Here is a 14,728-nt window from a genome sequence, read left to right on the forward strand (position 1 = left end):
GTCATCAGCAAAGTAACTCTTTATCGACCAATTCATCTTTTCATTTAGCTTTTTCTTAACCAATTAATTAAGACTATTTATGAAAATTACTGTCTGCGACACAGATTACTGTGACATAATTTGACCCCAGTAATTCTCTACGTTATTTTTCCTGCACTTAGATAAGAGTGAAAATGATATGGCAGCAAAAAAACCAGAAAATATGGCATTCGAAGCCGCCCTTGATGAGCTAGATGCCATTGTCAATGAACTAGAATCTGGCGATATCCCACTGGAAGATGCGCTAAAAAAATTCGAACGAGGTATTTCTCTTGCTCGTAGTAGTCAACAAAAACTGACACAGGCAGAGCAACGTGTAGAAATTTTGCTTCAGGCTGATGATGAAGCTCCACTGACTGATTTTGAACCAAGCCATGACCAATAGTTCTTCTTTATCGCTATCCCTTAAGTGCTATCAACAACGTAGTAATGACGTATTGGCAAACTGGTTATCAACTCAACCATTTGCAGATAAAGCCCTACTTAAAGCCATGCAGTACGGAACACTGCTGGGTGGCAAACGTGCGCGCCCGTTTCTGACCTATGTAACAGGTGAGATGTTGGGTGTGACGCAAGGCGATCTTGATACCCCTGCTGCAGCAGTAGAATGTATTCATGCTTACTCATTAATCCATGACGATTTACCGGCAATGGATGATGACGCTTTGCGCCGTGGCCAACCTACCTGCCACATTGCTTTTGATGAAGCCGTTGCCATTCTTGCAGGTGACGCGCTACAAACACTGGCTTTTGATATTTTAGCGAATGGGCAATTGAGCCAAGATGGCAACACCCAACGTATTACTATGGTAAGTGAGCTTGCAAAAGCATCAGGAGCTGCCGGAATGTGCCTAGGTCAAGCCTTAGATCTTGAGGCTGAAGGCAAACATGTTGGATTAGAACAACTAGAATTAATCCACAGACACAAAACAGGGGCATTGATCCGCTGTGCCGTTCGCTTGGGAGCATTAGCTGCTGGTGATAAAGGCGTAGCAATTTTGCCGCAACTTGATAAATATGCTGAAGCTATTGGTCTTGCATTCCAAGTACAAGATGACATTTTAGATGTGATCAGCGATACAGAAACCTTAGGGAAACCGCAAGGTTCTGATCTTGCCTTGGATAAAAGTACCTATCCTGCATTGCTTGGCTTAGATGGTGCACAAGAAAAAGCACAACTACTTTATCAAGAAGCACTACAAGCATTAGCGGCTATACCCTACAATACATCCCAATTAGAAGTTTTTGCCCGATATATTATCGAACGCAAGAGCTAAATCTGTATAAGCGCCGACACTGTTATGACTTTGGATATCTCAAAATACCCTCATCTGGCCCTTGCAAACACGCCAGATGAATTACGATTATTGCCAGCTGAAAGCCTTCCACAAGTATGCGATGAACTTCGTACTTATTTGTTGAAGTCTGTGAGTCAGACCAGCGGCCACTTTGCCTCCGGACTCGGTACTGTCGAGCTTACCGTTGCGCTTCACTACGTCTACAATACGCCTTTTGATAAAGTTATTTGGGATGTTGGTCATCAAGCCTACCCACATAAAATTTTAACAGGACGTCGTGATGATATGGCAACTATTCGCCAAAAAGGCGGTTTACACCCATTTCCATGGCGTGGCGAAAGTGAATACGACACACTTTCTGTAGGTCACTCATCAACTTCCATTAGCGCTGGTCTAGGCATGGCAATTGCGGCTGAAAAAGAAGGTCTCAATCGTAAAGTCGTTAGCATTATTGGCGATGGTGCTATCACTGCCGGTATGGCATTCGAAGCCATGAACCACGCAGGTGATGTCCACAGCGACATGCTAGTGATCCTAAATGATAATGAAATGTCGATTTCTGAAAACGTTGGCGCATTAAATAATCATTTAGCCCATTTGCTTTCAGGCAACTTCTACACGTCGATCCGTGAAGGTGGTAAAAAAGTACTATCTGGTGCGCCACCTATCAAAGAAATGGTAAAACGCGCAGAAGAGCACATTAAAGGCATGGTTGTACCAAGCACAATGTTTGAAGAGTTAGGGTTTAATTACATTGGTCCTATTGATGGTCACGATGTACATGAGCTTGTTAAAACACTGAAAAACATGCGTAACCTAAAAGGCCCACAATTTCTTCATATTATGACGAAAAAAGGCAAAGGTTATGCGCCGGCTGAAGCGGATCCAATTAATTACCATGCCGTTCCTAAATTTGATTTAAGCCAAAAGCCATTACCCAAAGCGAAGGATGCAAGTCCAACGTTTTCTAAGATTTTCGGTGATTGGCTATGCGATATGGCAGCTGTTGATGACAAATTGATGGCTATCACACCCGCTATGCGTGAAGGCTCAGGCATGGTGCGCTTTTCTAAAGAGTTCCCAGATCAATACTTCGATGTTGCCATTGCAGAACAACATGCTGTGACACTAGCAACGGGTATGGCAATTGGTGGTTATCATCCTATTGTCGCTATCTACTCAACTTTCCTTCAGCGTGGATATGATCAATTAATTCATGATGTGGCTATCATGGATTTACCTGTGATGTTTGCCATTGATCGTGCAGGCTTAGTAGGTGCTGATGGTCAAACTCACCAAGGGGCATTTGATATTAGCTTTATGCGCTGTATTCCTAATATGGTGATTATGGCACCGAGTGACGAAAATGAATGTCGTCAAATGCTCTATACTGGTCACCAATATCAAGGACCAAGTGCAGTCCGTTACCCTCGTGGTTGCGGTATGGAAGTTGATGTCGATCCTACAATGACAGAGCTTGAAATCGGTAAAGGTATCATTCGCCGTCAAGGTGAAAAAGTCGCGATTTTAAACTTTGGCAGTATGCTTGGCTATGCATTAGAAGCGGCAGAAAACTTAAATGCAACTGTTGCTGACATGCGCTTTGTGAAACCGCTTGATGAAGCCTTAGTACTTGAATTAGCAAAAAATCATGATGTTCTTGTTACTGTAGAAGAAAATACGATTGCTGGCGGTGCAGGTAGCGGCGTTATTGAATTTTTAATGAAAGAGAAGACACTGAAGCCCGTACTGAATATTGGTTTACCTGATCGATTCATTGAACAAGGTACACAAGCCGAACTGCATGAAATGTTAGAAATTGATGGTGCAGGTATCGAAAAACAAATTCGTGCTTATTTAGATAAGTAATTTCACCGTTTAATTAAGCACTATGAAAAAGGTTTTCGCTGTTATTAGGCAGGAAAACCTTTTTCTTTTTTAGCCTCACATTCATTGTTTATCTCAGCCCTTTCTCTACTTTCTTTAAAATCACGCCCTCATAGCCATTCACTTCAACATACTGTGTCGGCTCACCGAGTGAACCATCGTAATTTACTTTTTGATACAAGCCAGATAATGGTACGCGTATTGAATCAGCTTGATAAAATTCAGCGTAATTACGGTATTTAGAACCGCGATATAGCACTAACCCTTGCGTATATTGCCGCGCGATAACCCCATCTTTTGGGACATCATCAAACCATCCTGTTCGATATAACCAAAACCAATTGGCGGAATCTAATGAAATACCCCCAATCTTTGTATCATCTGTTGCTGCTTTCCCTGTTTTAGATAGCCATTTAACCGCTTCAAAACCGTTAGGTATAGTGGTTGGTTTACCAATATCGACCGACAGTAATTTTTGTGGCTGATATGCCCAGTTTTTAGGCTCTCCAGTACGATACCAAATTGTTTTATTTAGCTGGTCAGGATCTGCATAAGTATTGCTACTGCCATAGATAAAGGTTTGATTCCAACTATGGTAATAAGTTTTATTGGGGATATTAAACAAATAATACAGCGCTAACCCGGTATAAATATCGTCTTCCCATGCCTGCTTACTTAATGGACTTTGCTGACTTTTACCACCTCGAGTTGTGGTCATTATTAGGCTTTTATCACCGAGTGCTGCTAACGCATAGCTATCCCAATACGACTGTAAGCGCTCTAAACCAATCGCAGGGCTTAAATAATGCTCTCGCAACCAAACATCAACCACACCTCTTAATTGTTTAGGCCAGTCAGGATATTCCCACAAGTTAAGCTCAGAGATATTGGCAGATAACCACCGACTGCCAGTAGTCGTTTTTACTAATTCAAAAAAATCAGACATTTTCGCCGCATAATAACCTGCAGCTTTTGAGGTTCCGGCACGAATAGGCGCTTCTAATATTTGCCCGCCAAATTGAACATTAAATTGGTTGATACTGAACAGTTTTGCCATATCATCATTGTAAGCACCTGTTAAACCTTGACGCTTCCAATCATATTTATACCAGTTCGCATGATTTTGATTAAAAGAGTCATCATTAAAATTAGTCCGATACCAGCAACTGCCTGCCCACATTTTACCCGTAGGGATCACTCTCGCTTGATGTTTAAACCTCGCACTTGCCGATTGATTGACTCTTGCTAAAAACTCATCATCATCAACATAGCCATCATTATTAGGATCGTTTTTAGGATCCCAACCGGGGAACAACATCGTCGCAGCAGATTGCTTACCGGATATCTTCACAATTGATAACCAAGGCTCAATATTAACGTTTTTAACCTCTATCGTATCCTGCCAGTTTAAAGCCACTACCCAACTACGATAGCCTGCCTTTAATGCCTTATTTCCAGTATTCAACTCACGCCCTTGGAACTTAGCGTTTGTCGGTAACCAGCGCTGATTAATATGGCCAAACCATTTTCCTTCCCGCTGGATCCAATGCACATCTGCTTTTTCTAAACCACCAATATCACCATCATCATTTACAACTGTAACCCATAACTCTGGATGCTGATTGCTATCAATGACGATATTTTCAAACGGGTAAGCAGCATGAAAAATAATTTGTTCATTATCATTAACTGTTAAAGGAAAGCGCGCAGTAGAAAAGTTATTATTACGAATAAGCAAACTTAACATCGGTTCGCCATTTAACAGGTAATCTAACCCTTGGCTTTGATCGGGAACGGTAAGCTGAGTATCGTTTTTATAATGCATATAACCCTTTTCAGGATCATATCCATTTAAGTAAGAATGACGATGAAGCCAGCCTTGCTGTTCATCTGGTCGGCAATCAAGTTTATGTACATAGATATAGCCCATCGCAATGGTCTTTTGGTTTAACGCAACATCTTGTAAGCTACCAAATACAACATCAGCATGATCCGCTTCCCAGCGCCTAACCTCTTTAATCGTATTTAATTCCGAGATTGCGGTCGGCTGTTGCCAGTTGCCCGTTAACACCCAAGCCGTTTCCGTTGATGGATAAACTTGTCCATCAGCCACAAAACTTACCAATAAAGCACTAGCACAAATAACGTTAAGATAACCGCCCATTAAATAAACCTTTATTTGTCTATTACTGTTATTTGAGCCTAGTTAATCTCTTCTTTCTTATAGGTATAAATAGCCAATTTATCATTTATGCGACAATGTTATATATGTAAAGTTGAGGAGATAAAAACAAAAAAGCTGCACGAATGCAGCTCTAAATTAACGTAATAATTAAATCGACTTAAAAACCAAGCCAGTAACCAACGCCCCATAGCGCAATCATTGCCATAAAACCGGCAAGAATATCGTCAACCATAATGCCAAAGCCACCTTTAACATGTTTATCTAGCCAACTAATTGGCCATGGTTTTAACATGTCGAAGAAACGGAATAAAATAAAGCCCGTTAATACCCACTGCCAAGTGGCTTCTGGTGCGATAGCCATTGTGATCCAAAAACCAACAAACTCATCCCACACAATACTGCCATGATCATGTACCTTCATATCGTTAGAGGTAATGGTACAAATTTTTATACCAATCAACGCAGCAATAAATACGACAACTAAGTACCAGCTAAATGGTAACTGTGCTAACAGTAGATAGAGTGGGACAGCGGCTAATGTTCCCATCGTACCTGGTACATACTTCGCTAAACCACTGCCAAACCCTGTTGCCAATAAATGCCAAGGGTTACTCATTTTCAATAAATCTTTAGGATTTGTAGACACGCTGATACCTTACTTATTTGAACTTACAAAATGATCCCATCCTGACACTTGCCAATCAATAGGTTCACCTTGTTGTAATAAAACAATACCACTAGATTGAGTTAACTGACCGATATAAGAAACCTGAATACCTTTTGCCATCATTAAGGATTCAATTTCAATACATTGATGCTTCGGTACCGTAAAACACAATTGATATTCTTCACCACTGCTTAATGCCAATTGCTGGGCTTGCTCTTGTGTCGAACAAAAGGCGATTAACTCAGAAGATAAAGGAAGCTGCTCAATATAAATTTCAGCTCCGACACCTGAACGTTTAACTATATGACCGAGATCAGCAATTAAACCATCGGAAATATCTAACGCTGCAGATGCGATGCCACGCAATGCAATCCCAGCTTCTACCTGCGGTGTCATCATAAAATGACGTTCTTTTAATGCATGAGAAAGAGCAAGATCATCACATGGTGTATCTGCTAATAATAACGCCAAACCTGCCGCACTATCACCTAATTGACCGGTAACATATATTGCATCACCTACATTTGCACCACTACGTGTCAACGCCTGTCCAGTAGGAACAAATCCTTGTACTGTTAGGGTTATACTGAGAGGACCTTTGGTTGTATCCCCACCAATAAGCTGAACATTATACTGTTCAGCTAATTGGAAGAAACCATCACAAAACTGATTAAGCCAATGATCATCAAACGTCGGTAATGTTAACGCTAATGAAACCCAAGCAGGCGTTGCGCCCATTGCTGCTAAATCACTTAAATTTGAGGCTAATGCTTTATGTGCGACTAACTTAGGATCAGCATCTTCCAGAAAATGCGTGCCTGCAACTAACGAATCGGTACTGATCGCTAACTGACATCCGTCAGGAACACGCACTAAGGCACAATCATCACCAATAGCAAGATCAACATCTTCTCGCTTAACATTTTGATGTTCAAAATACAGACCAATTAAATCAAATTCACCTTGTGCCATAATCGTCCAACTCATCCATTATCAGCCACTATTATAATGCGCTTATCTTCACGATTGCTTCATATCAATACAGTAGATAAAAAAAAAGCCAGCTAAGCTGACTTCTTTTATCTACTTTCGTTATTTTGAAAATTACTTTTCTTTACGAAGTGTTGGTGCAGCTTTATCAAGTACACCATTAACGAACTTGTGGCTATCTTCCGCACCGAATAGCTTCGCTAATTCGATTGCTTCGTTAATAACAACTTTAAATGGTACGTCTTCACGCTTAACCATTTCGTACATTGCAAGACGAAGTAGCGCAAGTTCCATCTGATCAAGATCCTGTAGCGGACGAGATAAGTATGGACGCATCTTGCTATCAAGTTCTTGGTGGCTTAGTACTACGCCTGTGAACAGATCACGGAAGTAGCTAACATCAGTATGTGGTGCAGCAAGAACTGGCGCATCAGCTTGATATTCTTCTTCTTCAAACTTATCGCCAGAAAGAAAATGTTGTTCAATATCAGCAACATTACCTTTAGTAAGTTGCCAAGAGTAAATAGCTTGTACAGCAAACTGACGTGCATTACGACGTGCGGCTGGTTTCACAGTAACCCCCATTATTAGGATTCGATTTGGGACAGGACATTAACCATTTCGAGCGCGCTTAGTGCAGCCTCTGCCCCTTTATTACCAGCCTTGGTACCGGCACGCTCAATGGCTTGTTCAATAGAATCTACAGTCAAAACACCAAAAGCAACTGGAGTATTATACTCTAGTGCAACTTGTGCTAGACCTTTATTACACTCACCGGCAACATAATCGAAGTGCGGTGTACCGCCACGAATAACTGAGCCTAGAGCAACGATTGCATCATAACGGTCGCTTTTAGCAACCTGTTGAGCAACAAGTGGTAGCTCGTAAGCACCAGGACAACGAACAACAGTAATGTTGTCTTCGCTAACCTGTCCTTGACGTTTCAGCGCATCTAATGCACCTGAAAGTAAGCTTTCGTTAATAAAGCTGTTGAAGCGTGCAATTACGATAGCAACTTTTGCGTTTGGTGCCGCGATGGCGCCTTCAATTACCTTCATGGGCCTTCCTGTGACTATGTCTTTCCGGTTTGAGAAACCGCGGGAGTCTATCACACTTTGCAATATCTCTGCTATGGACAACCGTCGGTTTCAACAGATTTGTTAATATTTATTGCTTATCTGTCCTTGATACGACCAATAAACAGTATTGAAAGCGGTAGTTAAAAATAATAATTGTGTTTAGCTACCGCTGATATCAGTTATTTTATCACTAGCGTCTAACATTTGGTGAATTTAATCACAAATATACTCAACAACTTCTAAACCAAAGCCAGACAATGAATGATAACGTTGTGTACTTGATGACAATAAGCGCATTTTACTTACGCCTAAATCAGAAAGGATTTGTGAACCGACACCGACTTGTCGAGACGGATCTTTCTGTGTCACTTTCACTTTAGGCTGACCCGATTCTTCTGCTGCAATATTTTTCACTTTATGAATAATAGACTCGGTTGATTCTTGCTTGCTTAGAATAACCAATACACCATTTTCTTCGCTAATGCGCTTCATCGCAGCAGGTAATGTCCACTGCGTCGCACCTGATTGCAGAATATCTTTAAACGTATCTTGCAAGTGAACACGCACAAGTGTTTCTTCACCTGGCTTGATATCACCTTTACGCAATGCGTAATGCACTTCGTTATCAATCTTGTCGCGATAAGTGATCATATCAAAGTCACCAAACTCAGTTGGTAAACGACACTCAGCAACACGCTCAATCGTAGTTTCGTGATTGTTACGATATTCAATCAAATCTGCAATCGTACCTAGCTTCAAGCCATGTTTTTCAGCAAATACTTCAAGCTGTGGGCGACGTGCCATCGTGCCATCTTCATTTAAGATCTCAACAATCACACTTGATGGCTCAAGGCCTGCCAAACGCGCAACATCACACCCCGCTTCAGTATGACCAGCACGGGTTAACACGCCACCTTCTTGTGCCATTAAAGGGAAAATATGCCCAGGCATAACAATATCAGCCGCTGTTGCACCAGCAGCAACAGCTGCTTGTACTGTACGAGAACGATCTGCAGCGGAAATACCCGTTGTTACGCCTTGTGCTGCCTCAATTGAAACAGTGAAAGGCGTGCCAAACTGTTCAGTATTTTCTTGAACCATTAAAGGCAGGTTTAATTTTTGACAACGGGCTTTGCTCAATGTTAAACAAATCAGACCACGGCCATAGGTCGCCATAAAATTAATAGCTTCAGGGGTGATTTTTTCAGATGCAATAATCAGATCGCCTTCATTTTCACGATCTTCATCATCCATCAGAATAACCATTTTGCCCTGACGAATATCATCAATTATTTCTTTTGCGCTGCTTAAAGCCATAACACTACCCTTAATTCATATGTACCTTAGCTAATTAGCTAACAATCGTATTTAGCCAAGAAAGCCCGTTCTTGCTAATAAATCCATAGTAACTTGTGATTTTTTGTCAGCAGCCTTATCACCCAGCATTAAGCGCTCTAGGTAACGTGCTATCACGTCCACTTCGAGGTTAATTTTACGTCCAGGCTTGAAGGCATTCATGGTGGTTTCTAATGCTGTATGCGGAACAATGGTCAACTTAAACTCATCACCGTTAATTTCATTCACTGTTAAGCTAATACCATCAACTGCAACTGAGCCTTTTTCTGAAATGTATTTTGCAAGATGTGCAGGTGTTTTTACCCAAAACTCAATCGCACGACCTGTTTGGTGACGCTCGATAATTTCTGCTACCGCATCAACGTGACCTGACACCATATGACCGCCAAAGCGCGTCGTTGGTAACATCGCTTTTTCTAAGTTGACGACCTGACCGGCTTGATAATGAGCAAAAGCAGTACGTTTTAAAGTTTCTAATGACAGATCAGCAACATAGCCTTTACCTGTCAATTTAACCACAGTTAAGCACACACCATTTGTCGCAATACTGTCACCCAATTTAACATCAGACAAATCAAGATTGCCTGAGTCGACAGTCACAGAAATATCAGCGCCTTTAGGTGTTAAAGCGGTAATGGTTCCAATTGCTTCAATAATACCGGTGAACATGGAAAATCCTTGCTTCTTTATTCTATTGATTAACAGCGTTTAACGGTGGCTGTAATTTTCACATCACAATCAACCATACGTATATCTGTAATATTCAGATCGATAACTTGATCCATCGCGGTTAATGGCGATAGATTTATTAAACTGCGACTATCTGACCCCATTAATTTGGGGGCCTGATACAAAATCAAACAATCAACTAATTGTGCTTCAAGTAACCCACCCGCAAGCCCAGCGCCAGCTTCAACCCAAATATGGTTTATGCCATTTTCTGCTAACTTGCGCATGAGTAATGTGAGATCGAGTTGTTGGCTGTTTTCTCGGGTAGGAATTAACCACTGAGACACAGAGTCAGGCCAATCTTCATTACCTATCTCTGCGCGTGCCAAAATCGTTTCTCCCGGAAGGTGAAATAACTGATATGCCGGGGTTAATCGGTTTTGGCTGTCAATGATAACGCGAATAGGTTGACGAACATCTGCTTGTGGATATTCATCTTGAATCTGTGTACCCAACTCACTCCAACGTACATTCAGTGATGGATCATCAGCGATAACCGTGGCACTGGTTGATAATATTGCACCAGCTTGTGCACGATGACGTTGAACATCAGCACGAGCATAAGACCCAGTGATCCATTTGCTTTCACCGTTAGCTAGCGCTGTTTTACCATCAAGACTCGATGCCAGTTTTAATTCAACATATGGCATCTTGGTTGTCATTTGTTTAATGAACGCTTTATTAATGGCTTGAGCCTCTTCTTTAAGAAGCCCTACTTGCACATCAATACCCGCTTTTTGTAGCATTTCAACGCCACGTCCAGCTACTAGCGGGTTAGGATCAACCATAGCGCAAATAACTCTGCTTACGCCTGATTTAATTAATGCTTCGGCACAAGGTGGCGTACGTCCGTAATGAGAGCAAGGTTCTAAAGTGACATAGGCTGTTGCCCCTTTCGCGCGCTTTCCAGCTTGCTTTAATGCAAACACCTCGGCATGGGGTTCTCCCGCACGATAATGAAAGCCTTCACCAAGGATTTCATCACCATTAGCAATAACACACCCCACATTCGGATTCGGCGTTGTCGTAAAACAGCCACGTTTAGCTAACTGAATAGCGCGTAGCATCAACCGTGTATCAAGGTTAGTAAACATTACACTCGCTTAACGTTCTAATTTGGCAATTTCTTCACCAAACTCACGAATATCTTCAAAGCTACGGTAAACTGATGCAAAGCGAATATAAGCTACTTTATCGAGCTCTTTTAATGCTTCCATCACTAAGTTACCGATCATCTCTGAAGGCACTTCACGCTCTCCAGTTGCACGTAAACGTGATTTAATATTATTAATCGCACGTTCGATATCATCAGTACTCACAGGACGCTTTTCTAATGCCCGTTGAATACCACCACGAAGCTTTTCTTCATTAAACGGGTCACGATTACCATTGGTTTTTACCACCCGAGGCATCACCAATTCGGCCGTTTCAAAGGTCGTATAACGTTCATTACAAGCTAAACATTGGCGGCGTCGGCGCACTTGGTGGCCATCCGCAACCAATCGTGAATCGATTACTTTGGTGTCATTCGCACCGCAAAAAGGACAATGCATTTAGCCTCCTACATTTAATCGGTTCAGTGTAACTCATTTCAAACCGTTAATGAGTATATTCGCCCTTTTTTTCTACTCATTCTGGTTAAAAAGCCACTAATAGTCGGTTTCTTGTTCGCTCAGAAAAAGAGCAAATATTAAAAAAGGCTTACCATTATGGTAAGCCTTTATCTTCATAACTCGACAGTTATGTTACTTAATGCATGTTAATAGATTAAGCGTAAACAGGTAGACGCTTACAAATATCTAAAACTTTTGCTTTTGTTGCTGCAATAACTTCTTCGTTATCAACATTGTCTAAAACATCACACATCCAACCTGCAAGTTGACGCGCGTCATCAGCAGTAAAGCCACGACGAGTAATAGATGGTGTACCCACACGGATACCTGATGTTACGAATGGGCTACGTGGATCATTGGGTACACTATTTTTATTAACCGTAATGTTTGCAGCGCCAAGTGCAGCATCAGCTTCTTTACCAGTAATGCCTTTATCGATCAAATCAACAAGGAATAAGTGGTTTTCAGTGCTACCTGATACGATCTTATAACCGCGCTCAAGGAATTCACCGACCATTACTTTTGCGTTTTCAACAACACGTGCTTGGTAATCTTTAAACTCTGGTTCCATTGCTTCTTTGAATGCTACTGCTTTTGCGGCAATAACATGCATTAGAGGACCACCTTGACCACCAGGGAATACTGCAGAGTTCAGCTTCTTGTATAGCTCTTCACCTTCATTAGAAAGGATAAGACCACCACGAGGACCTGCTAGTGTTTTGTGCGTTGTGGTTGTAACAACATGTGCATGTGGCACTGGGTTAGGATAAACACCCGCCGCAATCAGACCCGCTACGTGCGCCATATCAACAAAGAAGTACGCGCCAACTTTGTCTGCGATTTCACGCATGCGTTTCCAATCAACAATTTGAGAGTAAGCGGAAAAACCACCGATAATCATCTTTGGTTTGTGCTCTAGCGCTAACGCTTCAACTTCAGCATAATCAATTTGACCGCTTTCATCGATACCATATGGGATCACGTTGTAAAGCTTACCAGAGAAGTTTACAGGTGAACCGTGAGTTAAGTGACCACCGTGAGCAAGACTCATACCTAATACGGTATCACCAGCATTCAGAAGTGCCATGTAAACAGCATTGTTCGCTTGTGAGCCTGAGTGAGGCTGAACGTTCGCGTATTCTGCACCAAATAGCTGACAAGCACGGTCGATAGCCAGTTGCTCAGCTTTATCAACAAACTCACAACCACCGTAATAACGCTTGCCTGGGTAACCTTCAGCATATTTGTTTGTTAGCTGAGATCCTTGCGCTTCCATTACACGTGGGCTTGTGTAGTTTTCAGAAGCAATCAACTCGATGTGTTCTTCCTGACGAGCTGTTTCTTCCTGAATGGCTGCAAATAGTTCCGCATCATAATCAGCAATATTCATATCGCGCTTTAGCATCTGTATCTCCTAACTCAGCTAAGTTAAATACCATTTTGAGCAAAAACTGAAAAATCGCAATGCTAGGCGCCACGTAGACGCAAACGTTTTCGTCTTGCTTGTTAATTATCGCCTATCTTACATAAATTGATCTAAATCAGGTAGTCCTAATTGTTCTTTTTCTTAATGATTAACGCGGTTTATTTTCAATAGAGCATGAATGATTTTCATCTTGATAAACGATTCAAAGCTGAACTTTAAAACAAATATAGATGGCAAGTATTTTTGTAATAAAATTATTTACAACAGTGTAAAAAAGACATTACAACGCTAAAAAGTGCTTTTCACTCGCAAACTTTTATAAATTCTTATTCCCTCTTACTATGGCTCTATTATTTACAAGGAGTTGATCCATTGAGTCGAATTAAACATCCTGTTCATGAAAATATGATCGCTATTTTAACGGGAACATTTATTGTTGCTCAGGGCATATTTTTTCTACAGCAAAGCCAGTTATTAACGGGAGGCACTACAGGGCTCGCGTTACTACTCACCCATTTTGTCGATATCTCTTTTGGTAAGCTGTATTTCTTAATGAACTGTCCGTTTTATTTAATGGCATGGTTTAGAATGGGCAACTCTTTTGCTATTAGCAGCGTCTTATCTGGCGCATTAGTCTCTATTATGGTGGATAACCTTCACCATGTATTAGCAATCAGTTGGCTTAATCCAATTTACTGTGCAGTCATTGGTGGCTTGTTGATGGGGCTTGGTATGCTGATATTATTCCGCCATCACACCAGTCTTGGTGGCTTTAATGTTCTGGTTTTATTTCTTCAAGACAAATTTGGTATTTCAGCAGGAAAAATCCAAATGTCGATAGATATCTGCATCTTGGTTGCATCCTTTTTCTTTGTTACTCCAACCACTTTACTGCTGTCAATCCTTGGTGCTATTACCCTAAATATTGTTCTGGCGATGAACTACAAACCCGGCCGATATAACCCTGTCGTCCCTGATGTGAATTAAGCTATATCGAGTAGGGTGAGGCGTTGCCGCCTCATCCCTCTCACAGAACCGTACGTACGGGCCTCGTATACGGCTCATGCACATTTCCATTCAGTATATTCACTGAACACATACCCTGTTGCAACGTGCCCAAGATCAACTAAACCTTGCTCTAAAAACCATTGTTTAGTCATTGCATGATGTGCTAATGGGCTCGCTGAATTCTTCCAACTTGGCATCTTTATATAATTGAACGGGGGCTTATATCCCATCTGTTTCAACCATCGATGAAGCCGGCTCGGCTTCTTCCAAAGTTTAAGTTGAATACTCCTTAGCCGTCGCCTTAACCATGATGCTATTCTCTTGAACTCTCCCTTTGTATTAGCAATACGAAAATATTGACTGAACCCCCTTAATATAGGATTCACTTGTTTGATGACGTCCCTTAATGGCTTACCGCCATTTCGCTTTGTCATTGCTTTCAACTTAGCTT

15 protein-coding genes are annotated in these 14,728 nt (G+C 41.5%); 4 read left to right on the forward strand and 11 right to left on the reverse strand.

Going from position 1 to position 14,728, the window contains the following annotated elements; all coding sequences use genetic code 11:
• Positions 1-178: 178 nt before the first annotated feature.
• From xseB to dxs, 3 genes are read left to right on the forward strand one after another with little or no spacing between them, the layout of a single operon-like run.
• On the forward strand, positions 179-424 hold the full coding sequence (xseB, locus tag I3259_RS00800) for an exodeoxyribonuclease VII small subunit (protein ID WP_005370105.1): 246 nt from the start codon (positions 179-181) through the stop codon (positions 422-424).
• Positions 414-1,316 carry a (2E,6E)-farnesyl diphosphate synthase gene (gene ispA / locus I3259_RS00805; RefSeq protein WP_238027870.1) on the forward strand — a complete coding sequence of 301 codons (903 nt, stop codon included), beginning with the start codon at positions 414-416 and terminating at the stop codon, positions 1,314-1,316. The genes xseB and ispA overlap by 11 nt, the downstream gene beginning before the upstream one ends.
• 24 nt (positions 1,317-1,340) lie before the next feature.
• Positions 1,341-3,206, forward strand: coding sequence for a 1-deoxy-D-xylulose-5-phosphate synthase (dxs, locus tag I3259_RS00810; RefSeq protein WP_238027871.1), 1,866 nt, complete (start codon positions 1,341-1,343; stop codon positions 3,204-3,206).
• Between the two features lie 88 nt (positions 3,207-3,294).
• On the opposite strand, the gene I3259_RS00815 is transcribed toward dxs, so the two are convergent.
• The 10 genes from I3259_RS00815 to glyA all read right to left on the reverse strand — a co-directional run bounded on the left by I3259_RS00815 (position 3,295) and on the right by glyA (position 13,248).
• Positions 3,295-5,388, reverse strand: a complete 2,094-nt coding sequence (locus I3259_RS00815) for a hypothetical protein (protein WP_238027872.1) — start codon at positions 5,386-5,388, stop codon at positions 3,295-3,297.
• A gap of 178 nt (positions 5,389-5,566) precedes the next feature.
• Positions 5,567-6,055, reverse strand: coding sequence for a phosphatidylglycerophosphatase A (gene pgpA, locus I3259_RS00820; RefSeq protein ID WP_346015654.1), 489 nt, complete (start codon positions 6,053-6,055; stop codon positions 5,567-5,569).
• Positions 6,056-6,064: 9 nt separating this feature from the next.
• Positions 6,065-7,048 (reverse strand): thiamine-phosphate kinase, encoded by a 984-nt coding sequence (gene thiL / locus I3259_RS00825; RefSeq protein WP_238027885.1) that lies wholly within the window; start codon positions 7,046-7,048, stop codon positions 6,065-6,067.
• 132 nt (positions 7,049-7,180) lie between these two features.
• The gene (nusB, locus tag I3259_RS00830; RefSeq protein WP_238027873.1) at positions 7,181-7,651 is read right to left on the reverse strand and encodes a transcription antitermination factor NusB; all 471 of its coding nucleotides are present in this window, start codon (positions 7,649-7,651) and stop codon (positions 7,181-7,183) included.
• Positions 7,652-7,653: 2 nt separating this feature from the next.
• Positions 7,654-8,124: a 6,7-dimethyl-8-ribityllumazine synthase gene (gene ribE / locus I3259_RS00835; protein ID WP_005370076.1), complete on the reverse strand. Its 471-nt coding sequence runs from the start codon at positions 8,122-8,124 to the stop codon at positions 7,654-7,656.
• Positions 8,125-8,358: 234 nt separating this feature from the next.
• Positions 8,359-9,462 (reverse strand): bifunctional 3,4-dihydroxy-2-butanone-4-phosphate synthase/GTP cyclohydrolase II, encoded by a 1,104-nt coding sequence (gene ribBA, locus I3259_RS00840; RefSeq protein WP_238027874.1) that lies wholly within the window; start codon positions 9,460-9,462, stop codon positions 8,359-8,361.
• A 51-nt stretch (positions 9,463-9,513) separates the two neighbouring features.
• Positions 9,514-10,170 (reverse strand): riboflavin synthase, encoded by a 657-nt coding sequence (locus tag I3259_RS00845; RefSeq protein ID WP_238027875.1) that lies wholly within the window; start codon positions 10,168-10,170, stop codon positions 9,514-9,516.
• Between the two features lie 29 nt (positions 10,171-10,199).
• Entirely contained in the window at positions 10,200-11,324 is a 1,125-nt protein-coding gene (gene ribD / locus I3259_RS00850; RefSeq protein WP_238027876.1) for a bifunctional diaminohydroxyphosphoribosylaminopyrimidine deaminase/5-amino-6-(5-phosphoribosylamino)uracil reductase RibD, read from the reverse strand.
• 9 nt (positions 11,325-11,333) lie between these two features.
• Entirely contained in the window at positions 11,334-11,783 is a 450-nt protein-coding gene (gene nrdR, locus I3259_RS00855) for a transcriptional regulator NrdR (protein WP_005370071.1), read from the reverse strand.
• A gap of 214 nt (positions 11,784-11,997) precedes the next feature.
• Positions 11,998-13,248 (reverse strand): serine hydroxymethyltransferase, encoded by a 1,251-nt coding sequence (gene glyA, locus I3259_RS00860; RefSeq protein ID WP_238027877.1) that lies wholly within the window; start codon positions 13,246-13,248, stop codon positions 11,998-12,000.
• 393 nt (positions 13,249-13,641) lie between these two features.
• Between glyA and I3259_RS00865 the strand changes: the two genes are divergently transcribed.
• Positions 13,642-14,256, forward strand: coding sequence for a YitT family protein (locus I3259_RS00865; RefSeq protein WP_238027878.1), 615 nt, complete (start codon positions 13,642-13,644; stop codon positions 14,254-14,256).
• Positions 14,257-14,330: 74 nt separating this feature from the next.
• On the opposite strand, the gene I3259_RS00870 is transcribed toward I3259_RS00865, so the two are convergent.
• Positions 14,331-14,728: group II intron maturase-specific domain-containing protein (locus tag I3259_RS00870; RefSeq protein WP_275949770.1), on the reverse strand; the 398-nt coding region annotated here is incomplete at its 5' end.

It is taken from the genome of Photobacterium sp. Ph5 (assembly GCF_022129445.1).
Taxonomy (GTDB): Bacteria; Pseudomonadota; Gammaproteobacteria; order Enterobacterales; family Vibrionaceae; genus Photobacterium.

What these genes read in the sequence shown, in the direction of transcription:
- ribBA (WP_238027874.1), bottom strand. Translation starts at nt 9,462, where the DNA reads ATGGCTTTAAGCAGCGCAAAAGAAATAATTGATGATATTCGTCAGGGC.
- I3259_RS00815 (WP_238027872.1), bottom strand. Translation starts at nt 5,388, where the DNA reads ATGGGCGGTTATCTTAACGTTATTTGTGCTAGTGCTTTATTGGTAAGT.
- ribD (WP_238027876.1), bottom strand. Translation starts at nt 11,324, where the DNA reads ATGTTTACTAACCTTGATACACGGTTGATGCTACGCGCTATTCAGTTA.
- nusB (WP_238027873.1), bottom strand. Translation starts at nt 7,651, where the DNA reads ATGGGGGTTACTGTGAAACCAGCCGCACGTCGTAATGCACGTCAGTTT.
- nrdR (WP_005370071.1), bottom strand. Translation starts at nt 11,783, where the DNA reads ATGCATTGTCCTTTTTGCGGTGCGAATGACACCAAAGTAATCGATTCA.
- I3259_RS00845 (WP_238027875.1), bottom strand. Translation starts at nt 10,170, where the DNA reads ATGTTCACCGGTATTATTGAAGCAATTGGAACCATTACCGCTTTAACA.
- ribE (WP_005370076.1), bottom strand. Translation starts at nt 8,124, where the DNA reads ATGAAGGTAATTGAAGGCGCCATCGCGGCACCAAACGCAAAAGTTGCT.
- dxs (WP_238027871.1), top strand. Translation starts at nt 1,341, where the DNA reads ATGACTTTGGATATCTCAAAATACCCTCATCTGGCCCTTGCAAACACG.
- thiL (WP_238027885.1), bottom strand. Translation starts at nt 7,048, where the DNA reads ATGGCACAAGGTGAATTTGATTTAATTGGTCTGTATTTTGAACATCAA.
- glyA (WP_238027877.1), bottom strand. Translation starts at nt 13,248, where the DNA reads ATGCTAAAGCGCGATATGAATATTGCTGATTATGATGCGGAACTATTT.
- ispA (WP_238027870.1), top strand. Translation starts at nt 414, where the DNA reads ATGACCAATAGTTCTTCTTTATCGCTATCCCTTAAGTGCTATCAACAA.
- xseB (WP_005370105.1), top strand. Translation starts at nt 179, where the DNA reads ATGGCAGCAAAAAAACCAGAAAATATGGCATTCGAAGCCGCCCTTGAT.